Origin of the sequence: Phenylobacterium sp. (assembly GCF_020402505.1) — a bacterium.
Lineage (GTDB): Bacteria > Pseudomonadota > Alphaproteobacteria > Caulobacterales > Caulobacteraceae > Phenylobacterium.
The window spans coordinates 1-17,558 of sequence record NZ_JADBZL010000129.1 but is presented as its reverse complement, the minus strand read 5'-3'; the positions used below and the strand labels follow the sequence as shown (position 1 = coordinate 17,558).

At 67.7% G+C, this 17,558-nt stretch carries 18 protein-coding genes; 8 read left to right on the top strand and 10 right to left on the bottom strand.

What is annotated here, in order from left to right; genetic code table 11:
• Positions 1-151: 151 nt before the first annotated feature.
• Genes IM632_RS09625 through IM632_RS09615 form a run of 3 tightly spaced genes read right to left on the bottom strand, consistent with a single transcriptional unit; the run spans position 152 to position 1,973 of the window.
• Positions 152-721 carry a carboxymuconolactone decarboxylase family protein gene (locus IM632_RS09625; protein ID WP_296552271.1) on the bottom strand — a complete coding sequence of 190 codons (570 nt, stop codon included), beginning with the start codon at positions 719-721 and terminating at the stop codon, positions 152-154.
• A gap of 20 nt (positions 722-741) precedes the next feature.
• Entirely contained in the window at positions 742-882 is a 141-nt protein-coding gene (locus IM632_RS09620; protein ID WP_296481465.1) for a hypothetical protein, read from the bottom strand.
• 8 nt (positions 883-890) lie between these two features.
• Positions 891-1,973: a zinc-binding dehydrogenase gene (locus IM632_RS09615; protein WP_296481468.1), complete on the bottom strand. Its 1,083-nt coding sequence runs from the start codon at positions 1,971-1,973 to the stop codon at positions 891-893.
• A 138-nt stretch (positions 1,974-2,111) separates the two neighbouring features.
• On the opposite strand from IM632_RS09615, the gene fabD reads away from it, so the two are divergent.
• The 8 genes from fabD to IM632_RS09575 all read left to right on the top strand — a co-directional run bounded on the left by fabD (position 2,112) and on the right by IM632_RS09575 (position 9,109).
• Positions 2,112-3,056 carry an ACP S-malonyltransferase gene (fabD, locus tag IM632_RS09610; RefSeq protein ID WP_296498028.1) on the top strand — a complete coding sequence of 315 codons (945 nt, stop codon included), beginning with the start codon at positions 2,112-2,114 and terminating at the stop codon, positions 3,054-3,056.
• Between the two features lie 11 nt (positions 3,057-3,067).
• Entirely contained in the window at positions 3,068-3,805 is a 738-nt protein-coding gene (gene fabG / locus IM632_RS09605; protein WP_296481473.1) for a 3-oxoacyl-[acyl-carrier-protein] reductase, read from the top strand.
• Between the two features lie 138 nt (positions 3,806-3,943).
• Positions 3,944-4,183, top strand: coding sequence for an acyl carrier protein (locus IM632_RS09600; protein WP_110449928.1), 240 nt, complete (start codon positions 3,944-3,946; stop codon positions 4,181-4,183).
• 76 nt (positions 4,184-4,259) lie between these two features.
• Positions 4,260-5,543, top strand: a complete 1,284-nt coding sequence (fabF, locus tag IM632_RS09595; protein ID WP_296481475.1) for a beta-ketoacyl-ACP synthase II — start codon at positions 4,260-4,262, stop codon at positions 5,541-5,543.
• On the top strand, positions 5,540-6,538 hold the full coding sequence (mltG, locus tag IM632_RS09590) for an endolytic transglycosylase MltG (RefSeq protein WP_296481478.1): 999 nt from the start codon (positions 5,540-5,542) through the stop codon (positions 6,536-6,538). The genes fabF and mltG overlap by 4 nt, the downstream gene beginning before the upstream one ends.
• A gap of 1 nt (position 6,539) precedes the next feature.
• A complete protein-coding gene (locus IM632_RS09585) occupies positions 6,540-7,427 on the top strand; it encodes a YicC/YloC family endoribonuclease (RefSeq protein ID WP_296481479.1) in 888 nt (295 codons plus the stop codon).
• 3 nt (positions 7,428-7,430) lie between these two features.
• A complete protein-coding gene (gene gmk / locus IM632_RS09580; protein WP_296481481.1) occupies positions 7,431-8,093 on the top strand; it encodes a guanylate kinase in 663 nt (220 codons plus the stop codon).
• Between the two features lie 14 nt (positions 8,094-8,107).
• Positions 8,108-9,109: an aldo/keto reductase gene (locus IM632_RS09575; protein ID WP_296481484.1), complete on the top strand. Its 1,002-nt coding sequence runs from the start codon at positions 8,108-8,110 to the stop codon at positions 9,107-9,109.
• A gap of 93 nt (positions 9,110-9,202) precedes the next feature.
• On the opposite strand, the gene IM632_RS09570 is transcribed toward IM632_RS09575, so the two are convergent.
• The 7 genes from IM632_RS09570 to lptF all read right to left on the bottom strand — a co-directional run bounded on the left by IM632_RS09570 (position 9,203) and on the right by lptF (position 17,326).
• A complete protein-coding gene (locus IM632_RS09570; protein ID WP_293514344.1) occupies positions 9,203-9,451 on the bottom strand; it encodes a hypothetical protein in 249 nt (82 codons plus the stop codon).
• A 99-nt stretch (positions 9,452-9,550) separates the two neighbouring features.
• On the bottom strand, positions 9,551-10,372 hold the full coding sequence (gene rsmA, locus IM632_RS09565) for a 16S rRNA (adenine(1518)-N(6)/adenine(1519)-N(6))-dimethyltransferase RsmA (protein ID WP_293519398.1): 822 nt from the start codon (positions 10,370-10,372) through the stop codon (positions 9,551-9,553).
• Positions 10,369-11,361, bottom strand: coding sequence for a 4-hydroxythreonine-4-phosphate dehydrogenase PdxA (gene pdxA / locus IM632_RS09560; RefSeq protein ID WP_296481491.1), 993 nt, complete (start codon positions 11,359-11,361; stop codon positions 10,369-10,371). Before pdxA ends, rsmA begins: the two co-directional genes overlap by 4 nt.
• Positions 11,362-11,372: 11 nt before the next feature.
• Positions 11,373-12,680 (bottom strand): peptidylprolyl isomerase, encoded by a 1,308-nt coding sequence (locus IM632_RS09555; RefSeq protein ID WP_296481494.1) that lies wholly within the window; start codon positions 12,678-12,680, stop codon positions 11,373-11,375.
• Positions 12,681-12,763: 83 nt separating this feature from the next.
• Positions 12,764-15,028 (bottom strand): LPS assembly protein LptD, encoded by a 2,265-nt coding sequence (gene lptD / locus IM632_RS09550; protein ID WP_296481497.1) that lies wholly within the window; start codon positions 15,026-15,028, stop codon positions 12,764-12,766.
• A gap of 52 nt (positions 15,029-15,080) precedes the next feature.
• Positions 15,081-16,187: an LptF/LptG family permease gene (locus IM632_RS09545; protein ID WP_296481500.1), complete on the bottom strand. Its 1,107-nt coding sequence runs from the start codon at positions 16,185-16,187 to the stop codon at positions 15,081-15,083.
• Positions 16,184-17,326, bottom strand: a complete 1,143-nt coding sequence (lptF, locus tag IM632_RS09540) for an LPS export ABC transporter permease LptF (RefSeq protein WP_296481505.1) — start codon at positions 17,324-17,326, stop codon at positions 16,184-16,186. Before lptF ends, IM632_RS09545 begins: the two co-directional genes overlap by 4 nt.
• Positions 17,327-17,558: the final 232 nt, after the last annotated feature.

Here is a 17,558-nt window from a genome sequence, read left to right as displayed (position 1 = left end):
TGTGGGTGAGTGGGTGGGGTTCCGATCCGTCAACCACCAGGCCACGGATGGCGTCGCCGTCGGAGAATGCTGGCTCTACGACTCCGAAGGCTCTCTCGGCTTCGCCAGCTGCGCGGCCCTGGCCCAGAAGCGTGCGCCGCGCTGAGCGACCTCAGTAACCCTTCAGGTCTGGGTCCAGGGTCTGGCCCTCGTCGAGGGGCACCCCGAACGTGTTCAGGATCATTGAGACCTGGGTGTACTGGCCGACAGTGAAGACAAGATCCATGCACTGCTTCTCGCTGAAGCGGGCGCGCAACGCCGTCCAGGTCGCCTCGGTGATGAACTTGTCGTGGTGCAGTTCGTCCGTCGCGCGAAGCAGGAGCCGGTCGTCCTCGGACCACTCAGGCGCATCCGCGCCCTGCTTGATCCGGGGGATTTCCGTCGATGTCAGGCCATCCCTCAGACCGATCTCCACATGCTGGGTCCACTCGTAGCCGGATTTGCACAGGTATCCGACGCGCAGGATCACCAGCTCGCGCTGACGTGGCGGCAGGTCGTTGCGGCGCGACAGGACGTAGTTTCCCCAGGCCAGGAAGGCCCGGGCGGCCTTCGGCGCACGGACCAGGGTGCGGAAGATGTTGAGGACCCGGCCCCGGTCGGCCATGGGCGCCGTGATCTCCCTCTGGTCGGCGTCCATCTCGGAGTCGGTCAGGGGCGGAATGCGGGGAGAGGACAGGCGCATCTCTCGGGTCTCCGGACGCCTCAGGCGCGCATGAGGAAGGGGATCATCTGGGCGATCAGCAAGAGGCCCAGGGCGATCAGAAGAATTCGGCCCAGGAGGCGATTACGGCGAATCCGCGCGGCCTCCTTTTCATCCGGATTTGGAGTCACTGGATCAGACATTCTCTCGCCTATCTCGTGGGTTCGACCAGGATTTTCACGTGTGCTTCCGGATCCCCAAGGGTCACGAAGGCCTCCGCCACACCCTCCAGTCCGACCTTGCCGGTCACCACGCCGGAGACATCGATCACGCCCTCCGAGATCTGGCGCAAGGTGTGAGCGAATTCGTCGGGCGTGTAGCCGAAGACGAAGGTCAGCTCCATCTCCTTGGTGATGGCGATGGCCGGTTCGATCTTGTCCGTCTCCATGCAGACGCCAGCGACCACGATCTGGGCGCCGGCAGGGGAGGCCTCGATCAGGGTCTGCAGGATGCCTGGGGCCCCCACGCACTCGAAGACCACCGGGCGACCGAAGGTCTTGCCCATCATCCGCGCCATGGACTGAGCCGCGCGCTGCACGGGAACGCCGTAGCTCTCCCACCGGGCATGGGGGCTCTCCTTCGAGGGATCGATGACGAGGTCGGCTCCCAGCCTCTCCGCGGACGCCCGGCGGCGCGGGGAGTAGTCCGTGGCGATCACTGGGCCATGGCCGCGCGCTTTCAGGGCGGCGATGACCGCAAGGCCGACCGGGCCGCAGCCGATCACCATGCAGACGGAATCTCGATCGAGGCGGGCCATCGCCACCGCGTGCTCGCCCACGGCGAAGGGTTCCGTCAGCGCCGCCTGGTCTGTGGGCAGGCCGTTGGGCACCTCCAGAACCATGGACTCGGTCAGAAGCATTCGCTCTGCGAACCCGCCGGGGAGGCGGTTCGAGTAGCCGAGGGACTCAAATCCCGCCTCCGTCAGCGTGATCGGCACGGACACGACTCTGGCGCCGGTGCGGATGCTTTTGGGAGATCCCGGGCCGTGATCCAGCACCTCGGCGCAGAACTCATGGCCGAAGACGGTGTCCGCAGTAGGATCGAAGCCCGTCCCGAAGCCGCCGCTGGCCCGGGTCGCGGTTTCGATCATGTGTTCCATGTGGTGCAGGGCGTGCAGGTCCGATCCACAGATCCCGCAGGCCAGGGTCCGGACCAGGATCTGTCCCGGGCCGGGCGACAGGTCCGCGACCTCGTCGCAGACAAGCTGCTTGTTGCGGCGGATGACGGCGCGCATGATCCCTCCCTCGGGTTCTCTCTGCCGGGGTCATCATGGCCCCCGGCGCCTCGGAACGCCAGAGGCGCGTCGGCTTGCCGCGCAACGCTTGATCGCCTAACCCTCGCCCGTCATCCGCATCTGGGAGGAGCGCCGGTCATGAGTCTCGCCTTTCTGTTTCCCGGCCAGGGAAGCCAGGCCGTCGGCATGGGCGCCGACCTCGCCGCCGCCTTCGCCCCGGCGCGAGAGGTTTTCCAGGAAGTCGATGAGGCCTTGGGCCAGAAGCTCTCGACCCTGATGCGTGAAGGGCCAGAGGATCAGTTGACCCTGACCGAGAACGCCCAGCCGGCGCTCATGGCCGTCAGCCTCGCGGTGATCCGCACCCTCGAGCGGGAGTTCGGGGTCGGGATCGAGCGCGCCGCCTTCGTGGCGGGACACTCCCTGGGCGAGTACTCGGCGCTCTGCGCCGCCGGCGCCCTGTCCCTCTCCGATACCGCCCGCCTCCTGAAGCTGCGCGGCCAGGCCATGCAGCGGGCCGTTCCGGTGGGCGATGGGGCCATGGCCTCCCTGATCGGCCCGAAGACGGACCTGGCCCTGGCGGAGGCGGCCGCCGCCGCCGGTTCGGCCGTGGGCGTCTGCGTCGTCGCCAACGACAACAATTCCGGGAACGTGGTCATCTCGGGCGCGAAGGCGGCGGTCGATCTGGCGATCGAGAAGGCCAAGGAACTCGGCGCCCGGGCGATCCCGCTCAATGTGTCCGCACCCTTCCACTGCCCCCTCATGCAGCCGGCCGCCGATGAGATGGCCGCCGCCCTCGCCGCCGCGGCCATCCACGCGCCCCGGGCGCCGCTTGTGGCGAATGTCACGGCCCGGCCGACCCTGGACCCTGAGACGATCCGGAGACTGCTGGTCGAGCAGGTTACGGGCCGGGTCCGTTGGCGGGAGAGCCTGATCTGGCTGGCCGGGGAGGGCGGGGTGACCCAGTTTGCCGAGGCGGGCGCCGGCAAGGTCCTGACCGGCATGGTCAAGCGCATCGCCCCGGACGCCGAGGCTTCCGCCCTGAACGCCCCCGCTGATCTCGAAGCCTTCGCCGCAAGCCTCTGAGGAGACTGATCATGTTCGACCTGACGGGAAGGACCGCCCTGGTCACCGGGGCTACCGGCGGGATTGGCGCCGAGATCGCCCGGGCGCTCTACGCCGCCGGAGCGCATGTCGTGCTGTCCGGTACGCGGGAAGCTGTCCTGGCCGACCTGGCCTCGGAGCTTGGCGGCCGCACCAGCATTGTTCCGGCGAACCTCTCGGATGCGGCGGCCGTCGACGGCCTGATCGGCCTCGCCGAGGCCGCCGCCGGCCAGGTGGACATCCTGGTCGCCAACGCCGGCATCACCCGCGACGGCCTCCTTCTGAGGATGAAGGACGAGGACTGGGAGCAGGTTCTCAAGGTCAATCTCGAAAGCTATTTCAGGCTGTCCCGAGCCGCCCTTCGGGGCATGATGAAGCGGCGGTTCGGCCGGATCATCGGAATCACCTCTGTCGTGGGCGTCATGGGTAATCCGGGGCAGGCCAACTACGCCGCCTCCAAGGCCGGCATGATCGGATTCTCCAAGTCCCTGGCCCAGGAAGTCGCCACCCGCGGGGTGACGGTGAATTGCGTGGCGCCGGGGTTCATCGAGAGCCCGATGACCGACGCCCTCAACGAGGCGCAGAAGACCCAGATCCTGGGAACAATACCTTCCGGCCGGCTCGGTTCCGGGGCGGATGTCGCGGCGGCGTGCGTCTATCTCGCGAGTGAGGAGGCCGGCTACATGACCGGACAGACCCTGCACGTGAATGGCGGCATGGCGATGATCTGACCGGCTGGCCTCATCGGGGGGAGCATGCTACCACCCTCCACATCGGTGAGGCCCCGGGTCTCAATCCCGCGACCGGGATCGGTTGACATCACGTCGTCGGTCGCGGAAGGAACAACTGAACAACAGGGACCCCAACGTATGTCCGACATCCTTGAACGCGTCCGCAAGATCGTCATCGAGCACCTCGACGCCGATCCCGAGAAGGTGACCGAAAAGGCCAGCTTCATCGATGACCTGGGCGCCGACAGTCTCGACAATGTCGAGCTGGTCATGGCCTTCGAAGAAGAATTCGACATCGAGATTCCGGACGACGCCGCCGAGCACATTCAGACTGTGGGTGATGCGGTGAAGTTCATCGGAGAACGCCTGGGCGGCTAACGCCTCCTGGCCGTCGACGACCTGACCGCCGCGTCCCTTCGCCGAGACGCGGCGGTTTGCATTTGCGGAGGGCGCCATGCGTCGAGTCGTGGTTACGGGAATCGGCCTCCTCACCCCGCTGGGGCAGGGCCGGGAGATCACCTGGAAGGCCATCCTGGCCGGCAGGTCGGGCGCAGGCCGGATCACAACCTTCGATCCCGAAGGCTACGCCTGCCAGATCGCGTGCGAGGTCCCCCGCGTGGATGGACGCGGTGGCGGCGGGCCGGACGTCGAAGGATCCTTCGACCCTGAGGCTACACTTCCGGCAAAGGACCGCCGCCGCATCGACGACTTCATTCTGTACGCCATCGCTGCAGCGGACGAGGCCGTCGCCGACTCCGGATGGAAGCCGGAGACCACTGAGGACTTTGAACGCACGGGCGTGATCATCGGCTCCGGCATCGGCGGCCTGTCCACCATCGCCGACACGGCCATCGAGCTGCACGAGAAGGGCCCCCGAAGGGTCAGCCCCTTCTTCATCCCTTCGGCCCTGATCAACCTCGCCTCGGGGCAGGTTTCGATCCGTCATGGCTTCAAGGGGCCGAATCATTCGGTCGTCACGGCCTGCGCCACAGGGGCCCACGCCATCGGCGACGCCGCCCGGATGATCCGCTACGGCGACGCCGACGTCATGGTGGCCGGGGGCGCCGAGGCTTCGATATGCCCTATCGGTATCGCGGGCTTCATCGCCTGCCGGGCCATGTCCACCAGCTTCAACGACGCCCCTGAAAAGGCCAGCCGGCCTTACGACAAGGACCGGGACGGCTTCGTCATGGGGGAGGGCGCCGGCATCCTCATCCTCGAGGAACTCGAGCACGCACAGGCCCGGGGCGCGAAGATCTACGCCGAGGTCGCAGGGTACGGCATGGCCGGCGACGCCTATCACATCACCGCACCCGCCGAGGATGGAGACGGCGGCTTCCGGGCCATGCGCGCGGCGGTGCGGGACGCCGGTGTCGATCCCTCGCAGGTGGACTACATCAACGCCCATGGCACCTCGACCCCGCTGGGTGACGAGATCGAGCTCGGCGCGGTGACTCGCCTCCTGGGCGACGCCGCCGCCCGGGCGACCATGAGCTCCACCAAGTCGGCCACCGGCCATCTCCTGGGCGCCGCCGGCGCGATAGAGGCCGCCTTCACCTGCCTGGCCATCCGCGACCAGGTGGCGCCGCCGACGATCAACCTCGACAATCCCTCGGTCGAAACGGTGGTGGATCTTGTTCCCCACAAGGCCAAGCCGATGAAGATCGATGTGGCGGTGTCGAACAGCTTCGGTTTCGGCGGCACCAACGCCTCGCTCGTCCTCAAGAAGGTCCCGTGAGGCGCAGGTTCTGGTCGACGCGGCGCCGGAGGATCGGGGCCGCCTTCGCTGGGCTTGGCGTCGCTGTTCTTGCGATCGGCCTCCTGGTGATCCTTGGCCCGGGGCCCCGGGCCCGGTCAGGAGCTGAGACCCTGGTCCAGATACCCCGGGGTTCAGGCGTCTCTGGGGTGGCGGCGGCCCTGGAGGCGGCGGGGGTCGTCCGGTCTGCGACGGTCTTCCAGTTGGTCGCGCGGGCGACCGGCGCCGGCGGGTCGCTCAAGGCCGGAGAGTACGCCATCCCCAGTCGGGCCTCGATGATGGCCGTCCTGTCCGACCTTCAGGCGGGTCGCACCATCGCCCGCAGCGTCACCCTGCCGGAGGGACTCACCTCGGCCATGATCGTCCGGGAGCTCCGCGCGGTCGACTGGCTGACCGGAGAGGTCGAGATCCCTGAGGAGGGGGTCCTCCTGCCCGAGACCTACCGGGCCGAGCGGGGCGATACCCGTCAGTCCCTTCTCGATCGCATGAGGGCGGACCAGCAGGCGCTGCTCGACCGGCTTTGGGCGTCCCGCCAGCCCGGCCTGCCCCTGGCCTCGCCCCGGGAGGCGGTGATCCTGGCCTCTATCGTGGAAAAGGAGACGGGGCAGGCTGACGAGCGCCGTCGCGTCGCCGCCGTCTTCATCAACCGCCTCAGGCTGGGAATGCGCCTGCAGAGCGATCCCACCGTGATCTACGCCGTGAGCCGGGGCGAGCCTCTGGGTCGCGGGATCAGGGCCTCGGAGCTGGCAGACCGTAGTCCCTGGAACACCTATGCCCATGCGGGCCTGCCTCCGACCCCGATCGCCAATCCGGGACGCGCCTCCCTCGAAGCTGTCCTGGACCCGCTCGAGACCCGGGAGATCTTCTTCGTGGCGGATGGCTCTGGCGGGCATGCCTTCGCCGAGACGCTCGAAGCCCATAACGCCAATGTCGCCCGCTGGCGGCGCATCGAACGCGCACAGGGAGGCGGCGGCTGATATGGCGCAACTGAGCGGCATGACCGGATTTGGCCGGGCAGAGGGCGCCGGCGGCGGCTGGAGCTGGGCGGTGGAGGCCAGGTCCGTGAATGGCCGCAGCCTGGAGGTGCGCTTCAGGGGTCCGCCCGGATTCGACGCCCTTGAGCGGGCGACCCGGGACGCCGCCCAGGCGCGTTTCCAGAGGGGCCAGGTCTCGGTCACGGTCACTGCACGGCGTCTGGAGGCGGAGGCGCCCCTGCGCATCAACCACGAGCTTGCCCGGACCCTCCTCGACGCCGGCGAACCCTGGATCCGCGAGGGCCGGGTATTGCGCCCAACCCTGGATGGTCTCCTGTCTCTTCGCGGCGTGATCGAGGCCGAGCCGGCCGAAACCGATCCCGAAGCCCTCGCGGAGGTCAACGCCCTTCTGGTTTCGGCGATGACAGAGGCCCTCGATGCGCTGAAGGCCGCGCGGCTGGAGGAGGGCGGGCAGCTCAGCGGAGTCCTGTTCCAGCTTCTCGACGAGGTCGAAGCTCTGGTGGCGCGCGCGGGGCGCCTCGCCGGTGACCAGACCGAGGCGATCCGCGGCCGGTTTCAGCGGCGGCTGTCTGAACTGGCGGGAGAAGGCTCCGATGTCGCAGAGCGCGCCTTCCTTGAGGCGGCCGCGCTTGCGGTGAAGGCGGACGTCCGGGAAGAGCTGGACCGGCTGGGGGGTCACCTGGCCAGCGCCCGCTCGCTTCTGTCGGACGGCGGAGCGGCGGGCCGGCGTCTTGACTTCCTGACCCAGGAATTCATGCGCGAGGCCAACACCCTCTGTTCAAAGGCGGCGATCGCCGACCTGACCCGGACCGGGCTGGACCTGAAGGCTGCGATCGATCAATTCCGGGAACAGGTCCAGAATGTGGAGTGAATCATGAGCCTGACGGATGCGGCCCGTCCCTGGGAGGTTCAGAGGCGAGGCCTTCTGCTGCTCGTTTCCAGCCCTTCCGGCGCCGGCAAGACCTCCCTCTCCCGGCGGCTCGTGTCCGATCATGATGACCTTGTCCTGTCGATCTCCGCCACGACCCGCGCCCCTCGCCCCGGTGAGGAGGAGGGCCGTGAGTACTATTTCGTGTCCCCGGAGCGCTTCGAGGAAATGGTCGAGGGCGGTCAGCTCCTGGAGTGGGCCCATGTTCACGACAACCGCTACGGCACGCCCAAGGCGCCTGTCGAAGCGGCCCTGGCTGCAGGGCGGGACGTACTCTTCGACATCGACTGGCAGGGCGCGGCGCAGGTGCGCCAGGCCATGCCCGAGGACAGCGTGAGCATCTTCGTCCTGCCGCCGACCTGGGCCGACCTCGCCCGGCGTCTCAACGCCCGGGCGCAGGATTCTGACCTGGTGATCCATCGCCGGCTGGAGCGGGGCCGTGAGGAGATCACCCACTGGGAGGACTATGACTACGTCATCGTGAACAAGAACTTCGACCGCGCTTATGCCGACCTCGGCCATATCTACCGGGCGGAGCGCATGAAGCCGGGCCGCAATCCCTGGCTGCCGGACTTTGTCGCCCGGCTGGGGTCCGAACCCCTTTCCTGATCCCGGAGCCGCTGATGAAAACCCGCAAGCTTGGCCCCTTCGAGGTGTCCGAAATCGGCCTGGGCTGCATGAGCCTGTCGCACGCCTATGGTCCGCCGCCGCCCCGGCAGCAGGCGGAGGCGGTCCTTCTCGGCGCCCTGGATGCGGGATGCACCTTCTTTGACACGGCGGCCGTCTACGGCCTGGGCCACAATGAACGCCTGGTGGGCGAGGTCCTGGGTCCGCACCGGGACCGGTTTGTTCTGGCGTCCAAGTGCGGCCTCTCCCGGGGCGAGCGGCGTGAGCTCAACGGCCATCCGGACGTCCTCAAGGCCACCTGTGACGAGAGCCTCCAGCGCCTCGGGGTCGAGGTGATCGATCTCTACTATCTGCATCGCTGGGACCGGCGGGTGCCGATCGAGGATAGCGTCGGCGCCCTGGCTGACCTCGTGGCGGCCGGGAAGATCCGCACCATCGGCCTGTCGGAGGTCTCCGCAGCCACGCTTCGGCGCGCCCACGCGGCGCACCCCATCACCGCCCTGCAGACCGAATACTCCCCCTGGACCCGTAATCCGGAGGTTGCGGTCCTGGAGGCCTGCCGGGAGCTCGGCGTCACCTTCGTCGCCTTCAGTCCCGTGGGCCGTGGGTTCCTGGCCGGCGGGGTCCGCGACGTCGCGAGGCTGGACGCCGGCGACTTCCGGGTCGGCATGCCCCGGTTCCAGGGAAAGGCCTTCCAGCGGAATCTCGCCCTCCTGGATCGCTTCGAGGCCATCGCCCGCGAGGCGGGCTGCACCCCCGCCCAGCTCTGCCTGGCCTGGCTGCTTCACAAGGACCCCGGTCTCGTGCCGATTCCGGGCACGACCCATCCGGATCACGTCCGCGAGGACATGGCCGCATCGCAGGTTGAGCTGTCAGCCGAGACCGTTCGCGCCGTGGAGGCGACGGTCAACGCCTCCACCGTCACGGGCGCCCGCTATGCCGCCGCCATGCAGGCCAGCGTCGACACCGAGACCCTGCCGGGCGAAGTCCTGGCTTGAGCCGGTAACCGCCCAAGAAAGAAGGGCCGCCCCTGAGGACGGCCCCTCCGAATGCAGACTGGAATGGCGGTCAGGCCGCCAGACCGGACTGTCTTACTTCTTTTCAGCCATGGCGGCGTCAGCGGCCGGAGCCGCAGCCGGAGCCGCGGCGGCGTCAGCCGGAGCGGCGGCGGCGGCGTCAGCGGCGGCCGCAGCGGGCGCAGCAGCGTCGGCCGGCGGGGCGGCTTCAGCGGCGGGGGCCGCAGCGTCAGCGGCCGGAGCGGCTTCTTCGGCGGGCTTGCTGCAAGCGGCCAGCGAGGCTACGGCGGCCATGGCGGCCACAGTCAGAGCGACTTTCTTCATTACGACTCTCCCGAGATGACCGAACGGACGCCCGACGCCACGACGGCCCCGGAATCGTCCCTTGGACACTTCGCAGCCTATGCCCGCAGAAACCGCTGATCAAGCTTTCGTGAGCAGGGCGTCGGCAAGACGCAGGAAGCCATCCAGGTCCAGAGTCTCCGGCCGGACCGAGGGGTCCACGCCGGCGGCGCGGCAGAGGGCCTCGCCCCCCAGGGCCCGCAATCCGGCCCGGAGCATCTTGCGTCTCTGGCCAAAGGCGGCCGCCGTGACCTTCTGCAGCGCCTCCAGGCGGTTCCCGGCCACCCGGTCCTCCCGTGGAACCAGGTGAACGACTGCTGAGTCCACCTTGGGCGGCGGGGTGAAGGCCTTCGCCGGCGCCTCCAGCACAAGCCTGCGCATCGTCACCGCAGCGGCCAGGACGGCAAGGCGACCGTAATCCGGATCACCAGGCTCTGCGACGATGCGACGTGCGACTTCCTTCTGGAACATCAGGGTCAGGGATCGCGGCTGGAACGCGCCGGTCAGCCATTTGACCAGCAGGGGCGTGCCGACATTGTAGGGCAGGTTTGAAACGATCCGGGCGCCCTGCGGACCGACGATCATGGCTTCATCTACCTTGAGAGCGTCCGCATGGAGCACCTCAAGGCGCCCTGGAAAGGCGGCGGCCAGTTCCTCCAGCAGGGGCAGGAAGCGGGCGTCACGCTCGATGGCCGTGACCCTCGCGCCGGTCTCAAGAAGCGCCTGGGTGAGTCCGCCAGGGCCCGGACCGACCTCGATGACATGGTCCGCGGGGCCCGCTTCAGACAGACGGGCGATCTTCCGGGTGACGTTCAGGTCGAGAAGAAAATGCTGGCCCAGACCCTTGTTCGCCTGGAGGCCATGGGCGGCGAGGCGATCCGAAATCCTGACGGGAAGGGTCAATGCGACCGCCGCCGGGCGATCTCCCCGGCCATGCGAAGGGCGGCGATGAAGCTGTCTGCGCGGGCGAGGCCCCTGCCGGCGATGTCGAAGGCGGTCCCGTGGTCTGGAGAGGTCCGCACCACCGGCAGGCCCAGGGTCAGGTTCACGCCCCCCCAGAAGTCCAGCATCTTGATCGGGATGAGGGCCTGATCATGGTACATGCAGATCACGGCGTCGTAGCGCTGGCGGATTTCGGGGGCGAAGAGGCTGTCGGCCGGCAGCGGCCCCTCGATGTCCAGTCCCTCGGCCCTGAGCCTCTCCGCCGCCGGCGTGATCAGAGTGATTTCTTCCCGGCCGATCTCCCCGGACTCTCCGGCGTGGGGATTGAGGGCGGCCATGGCGAGGCGGGGCCGGGGCAGGCCAAAGTCCCGGGTGAGGGACTGGGCGGTCACCCGGGCGGTGCGCAGGAGGCCCTCCAGGCTGAGGGCTGCGCTCACGGCGGCCAGGGGCAGATGGATGGTCGCCAGGCTGACGCGAAGGTTCCCCGCCGCCAGCATCATCACAGGACCCCTTTCGCCGCTCCAGGGCGCCCCGGCGGTGAGTTCGCCGATGTACTCCGTATGCCCGGGATGACTGAACCCCGCCGCCTTGAGGATCGACTTCGAAATGGGTGCGGTGACGAGGGCGCAGGCCTCCCCGGCCAGGCAGGCCCGGGTTGCTGCGGCGATCCAGCCGGTGACGCTCGCTGCGGCGCTCGTCGAGGGGTGACCGGGCAGCACGGGCTCCGGCAGCGGCATGTCGAGCACCGGCAGGTGCGACGCAAACACGTCTGCGGCCTCTGCAGGGCTCCCCACCGGAGCCACGGGCGCCCCCGCGCGCTTCAGGGTCTGTGCGTCTCCAAACACCAGGAAGGGCGGGTCCCCCGCCGCCCGGCGCGACCAGGCGGCGGCGATGATCTCAGGTCCGATACCGGCGGGATCGCCCAGGGTCACCGCAAGGGGCGGGCTCATGGCGCCGCCGCCTAACGCGTCTCGATGGTGGCGGCGGTGCGAAGATCACGCATGTAGCGCCGGGCGATCATCGAGAGTTGCTGACCGTAGATCCGCCCCTCGATCTGTTCCTTGCTGACAGCGCCAGGTCCGCCCGAACCGCGGGCGCAGACTGTCAGGATGTGGAGGCCGACATTGGTGCGGATTGGCTCGGAGGTCTGTCCCGGCGACAGACCCTCGACGGCGGTCCGGAAGGCGGGAGAGAGATCCTTGAGTTCGGCCTCGCCGAGGTCGCCGGCCACAACGCCCTGAACCCGCGCCGCCTCGGTCTCCACCGTTTCGCAGCCCCGAATCCGGCCGCGAAGATCAGTCAGCCGGCCTGAGGCCGCCCGCACCTCTGCGTCGGGCGCGCCCTGGGCCAGGGCGATGGCGGCCTGCTTCAGGCTGACCGTGACAGCGGAGGCGCCCGCCCGGCGGTCCCTCAGATAAACAATGTAGACCCCGTCGCGGACAGGGATCGGCCGCGAAAGCTGGCCCGGGCGCATCTGCTCGAGGGCGGCGTCCACTTCAGCGGGCATTTCCCCCGCCGTGATCCAGCCGACGTCTCCCCCTGTGGCGGCGGAGGGCGAGGCGGAAAACTGGCGGGCGACAGCCGGGAAGGGGGCGCCCTGCTGGATCTGGGAAACGAGCTGGGCGGCGCCGTTCACCGCCACCTCCATGCCGCCCACGCGGGCGGCGTCGATGAAGACCTCGGCGATCTGATACTGGGGACGGGTGGCCGCTGCAGCGATGCGCTCCATCTCCGCCTTGACCTGATCCTCGCCGACCCTCAGCCGGGACCCGTAACGACCGCGGACCCATCGCTGCCACCCCGATTGCGCCCGGATCTGTTCGCGCAGCGTATCGATCCCGATCCCCTGAGCCGCAAGCGAGTTTGTAAATTGTTGCAGGTTCGCGTTGTTTTCCCTCGCCATTTCGGTGAGCTGTTCATCCACCTCGGAGTCCGTTGGGACGATCTCGATCTTTTGTTCCTTCTCCACCCGGCGAAGCTCCTGGATCTGGAGTCGCTCGTCCACAAGTCCGCTGAGGGCCTCGCGCTGGAACTGAGGCAGGTTCTGCTGGGTAGGCTGGATTCCGGAGGTCGCGATCAGGAGCCGCATCCTCTGGGCAAGGTCGAAGGTCGAAATGACCTCGTCGTTGATTACGGCCGCCACGCTTTCCGACAGCCCGGCGGGGGCGGCCGTCGGCGGGGCCTGTGAGAAGGCCGGGCCTGCAACGGCCCCCAGCGCAAGGCAGGCGGCGGCGAGGGTTCGACATCCCTTCATCGCAACTCGGCTCATGACCGACACTTCGTCCTCTAAGCGCATGGTGAAATTTGGCTGCCTTCTGACACGGGTGAAGCCTTCACTCCAGAGGTGTGACGCTACCGGGCGCCAAGGGGGCCTCCCAATGTGGCGAGGGTGAGGCGAATGTTGACGGAGGTCGAGGAACCCAGCCGCCCGACCTGCAGGTCTTCCTGCCGGTAGATGATGTCCAGGCGGGTGCAGTCGTCGCGGTACACAAGGCCGATATCCCGCATCACCCAGGCGCTCGCAGAAAGGTCGCGGTTGCCATAGAAGGAAACACCCCATGTGTCGTTGAAGAAGATCTCGCCGCCAAGGTCCGCGTTCTCCCGCCGGCCGGACCCAGGCCCGGTCTCTTCCTTGAAGTAACGGAAGTATCCGGACCCCCTCCGAACCGAAATGTTTGCGCCGGCCTCTGCGCGGCGGACACTGAGGTCTTCCCCGTCCAGACGGCTCCGGGCGAAGAAGCTGACCCCCGTCGCGGGCTCGGCCTCGACGGCGACGATCCAGTCCGAGGCCTTGCGCGAGAGGCCGGATGTGGTTGAGAACACGCCCGACTCGTTCGACCGGAAACTGCGGCCGAGCACCAGATTCGCCCGCCGTCCATCATCCCAGAGCACGCTGGTCCGGGCGGCGAGGCTCAGACGGAGCCCGTCTTCGGTCAGATCATGGCCAGGGAACCGATTGAGGCGAAAGAGGCTGGTCTCATCAAAGACCACCGTGGCGGAGTCCTCATTGAGGTAGATCGGGGCGCCCGACGGCGTGCGGCCCACCCGGATGACGGCGGCGCCTGCGGACGCCACAAGCTGAGCGGTCGGCTCGATCACCAGGAGTGCGCCTGAGGTCCGTCGGGCCAGAGGGAAGGAGATGTCCGCTCCCGCCGACGCCAGGGTGCGCCCCTGAGAGGCGCTGCGACCGGCGATCCCATCGGCATCTCCGATGTTGTAGCCATCCATCCTGAGGTTGCCGAAGGCCGAAAGGCGCAGGCCTCCCAGGCTGGTGGAGGTGCGGCGCCAGTCGCTTTCGAAGGTCACCCTCCGGCTGTCCAGGCCCGGTGTTCCGGCCGGGCTGCCGGGCGCGGCGTCCCGGGTCAGGGCGACGGCGGAGGCGCGAACCCGCAGACGGCCGCCGACCAGATCCGCCATGGGCTCGAAGCGGCTTTCGATGAAGGGGCCGACCTGCGGGAAGGTCCGGTCATCGTCCTCAGGGCGCAGTCCCTGGATGCTGAAGGCGCCCGCGGAGAACCATGACCTCGCGGTCTGGCGGGTGGCGTAGACCTGCGAGATGAGGCGCCGGTCATCAGGGACAAACGGACCTCGGGCCACATAGACGTCTCCGATGTCGTACTTCTCGAACAGCAGTTTTTCGGACGTGCGTTCCGCACTGAATCCCCAGCGCCATTCCGGGGTCAGGGCGAAGGCGCCGGAGGCCAGGATGTAGCTCCGGGAGGTCGGATCACCGAAGGCGTTGCCGTCGCCATCGAAGTCGCGGTCGTGGGTGAAGCCCCCACGGACGTCGATGGCGCCGTTGCGGAATCGCTGGCGATAGTGACCGTTGAGGAAGGGCGCCACCCGGCTGTTGATCTGCGGAGAGAGCGTCAGGTCTGCGGAGGGGTTCAGAACGAAGACATAGGGTTGCTCGTAGGACAGGCCCCTGCGCCCGGAGGTCTGGATGTTCGGGGTCAGGAAGCCCGACCTCCGCTCGGCCTGAGGGTCCGCGTGCCAGAAGACCGGCAGCCAGAGGACGGGCGCGCCGCGGACCCGGATGACGGCGTTCCGATAGGTCACCACCTGCCGCTCGCGGTCCTGGATGATCCGCTCGGCCTGGATCGACCAGGAGGGCTCCTTGGAATCCCCGTTCTTCGCGCAGATCTCGCACGGCGTGTAGATGGCCCGGTTGAGTTCATTCAGCGTCTCGCTGCGCCGGACGGCGCTGGCGGCGGCCATCTTGACCTGACCTTCGCTGCGGGCGGAGAAACCGGCTGCGGCGCCGACGGACAGGGATTGGTCGAGAACCAGTTCGTCGGCGAACTGGGCGGTCCGATCCGGATTGATGATCCGCACATTGCCCTTGGCGCGGATCGTGCGTGTGGCGGCTTCGAAAGTGATCTCGTCCGCCGTCAGGGTGCGCCCCTGATACCGCGCCTGAACACCACCGCGGGCGATGGTGAGCCCCTTCTCGTCATCCCGGGAGACCGTATCGGCCTCGATGTAGAGCTGGTCAGGGGTCAGGCCGTCCGCTGCCGGGCTGGGCGGAGCGGCGGCCAGCACTGGCGCAGGCGTCGACAGGGCGGCTCCCATCAGCCACGCCGCGACGCCCCACCCCTTGATACCTGACCGCTTCATCGACGCCCTGTCCGGGCGGCCGGGCTGTGATTCGACAGACCAGACGCCCACTTCATCCATCTTCCGTGTAACAGAGCACGGCGAGGCCGGACAGGAGGGCGACGAGGGGCGGCGCCCATGCGCCGAGCAGCGGCGGGATGATGTCGGCGGAGGCCAGGGCGCCCGTCATCTGATTGAAGAAGAAGACCAGGAAGCCGATAGCCGTCCCCACCCCGACCGCCAGCGCCAGGCCGCCTTGCCGGGTGAGGCGCAGGGATGAGGTGGCGGCAAGGATGGCCATGGCGGCGAACAGGACGGGCGTGGCCATCAGCTGGTGCAGTCGCAGCTGGAAGGCGCGGGCGCTGAAACCCGCCATTTCCGTCTGGCGGATGGCGGCGGGCAGGCCCCAGAAGGTCACGGCCTCCGGAGAGGCGAACCTTTCGACCGCCCCGTCTGCGGTGAGCGCAGAGCGGATGGACAGCGAATCAGACCGGACGGCGCTCTGTCCCGGCGCGGCTTCGCGGACGTCCCGAAGATTCCAGAGCCCGGCGCGCAGCACCGCTTCGGCGGCCTCGATCCGACGGCGGAACTGGAGGCGTCCCTCCGGGTCCTTCTGGTAGACGAACATGGACACGGCCCGCAGGCGGATCGCGTTCTCCTGCAGGTCCCGGGACTTGGCGTGGATCACGATGAGGCCGCGGTCGTCGCCCTGACGTAGCCAGACCTCCTTGGGAGCGTCCGCAAGATAATTCTGCATGAGCCGCGCCCGCTCGACCTCGAAGCGCGCCGAGAGGCTGGCCGCCAGGGGATTGAGAACCGCCACCACGAAGACACCCGCCGTGAAGGCCAGGACGGCCGAGGGCGCAATGAACCTCCAGGCCGAGACGCCGGCCGCCCGCATGGCCGTCAGCTCGCTCGACCGATTCAGGCTCACATAGGCTGCAATCCCCCCGAACAGGAACATGAAGGGTGAGAGCAGGAGGATCAGGCTCGGCGAGCGCAGCAGGGTGAGCCAGAGAACATCACTCACCGCGGCATCTGTCCTGACACCGACAGAGCGAGATAATTCTTCAAATTGAATCAAAAGGATGACCGCTGAAATTATCGCAAATGCGCCGGCGACGGCGCGCGTAGCGCTTCGCAGCAGGTAGAGGTCGAGAATACTGAAAAACCGGGTCATACGGCCGCCATGGTGCGGGTGGCGCCGCTCCGTCGCGACGTCAGGGAGATGAACCGGGATGGCCGCTGCCGGAAGACGGCGCGGAGGGCCCAGCCCAGACCCATGAGGGGAATAAGGTACTGAAGGATGTTGAGCCAAACCTCTGATTCAGAAGCAGAAACGGCAATAAATCCAAGAATGCGGGTCACTGCAGCGACGCCGCCTGCAACAATGATCCGGCGACTGTACCCCAGGCGCGAGAACGCCCCGCCCACGATCGCCCAGACGGCCAGACCCGTGAAGGTCAGGTTGTAGAGCGGCGTGGCGAGGCGGGCGTGACCCTCAGCCAGCAGCTTCAGGTGATTACGCTTCTCCCAGTCCTGGGTGAGGTCGGGGAAGAGAAGTTCATGCAGAAATCTGTCCGAGGGCTTGTAGTGAATACGCTCTTCGGATCTTATAAATTCATTTAATTCAAAAGGATAATCATCAAAGCTCAGGTAATTCAGGACGCCCTCGGGCGAGAGTTCCTGGGTCGATCCACGGAAGAGGCGAAGAATCGGCGCCCCATCCTTCATCACCAACCGACCGCTGTCCGCCGTATAGGTCGTCGCGCCGCCATCATCCTTGGCCCGGTGGATGAACAGGTTCCGGATCTGGCCATCGCGGTCGATCGACTGGGCGTAGACCGTCAGACCCGGCGCAGGCTGGGTGAACTGGCCCTCGCGGATCAGGGCGGAGACCAGGTTGGTGCGCACTTCGAAAAGCACTTCGCGCATGGCGCGGTGGGAGGCGGGCTGGATCCAGAGGTTGATGACCAGCGACAGGAGCGCCAGGACGGCTGCGAGCCGGAAGGCAGGGGCGATGACGCGCCAGCGGCTCATTCCGCCCGCGAAACAGACGACCAGTTCCTGGTCGGTCTGAAGCCGGTTGAGCGTGATGAGGGCGGCGACAAAGAGGCTGACCGGCAGCACCATGTTGATGAGCTGGGGCATGGCCAAGGCTGTGGCTTTGAGGAAGACTAGGGCGTTCTGTCCCCCGGCCACGATCAGGTCGAGCTGGGTGAGGGAGGTGGAAAGAAGAGCCAGTCCGGTCGCGGCCGCCACCGCCCAGAGCGTGGGCCCAACAAGCTGGCGCAGGAGGTAGCGGTCAATCAGGCGCATGACGATTTTATCGATCCCAGCGGGCGATTTGCCGCGCCTGAAGCTCCAGCCTGTTCTAATCATGACCCGCACCAAGGACGCAACCGCCGTGCACGTCGCCCGCGGGCCGGCCCGGCGAAAGGAAGTGGAGAACCATGCAGATCGAATTCGTTTCGCCCGACGCCGGACTGGCCTCCAGGACGGTCCTGGCCATCGCCGTTCCTGAGGGTGAGGCGTCCAGCATCCGCGGCGG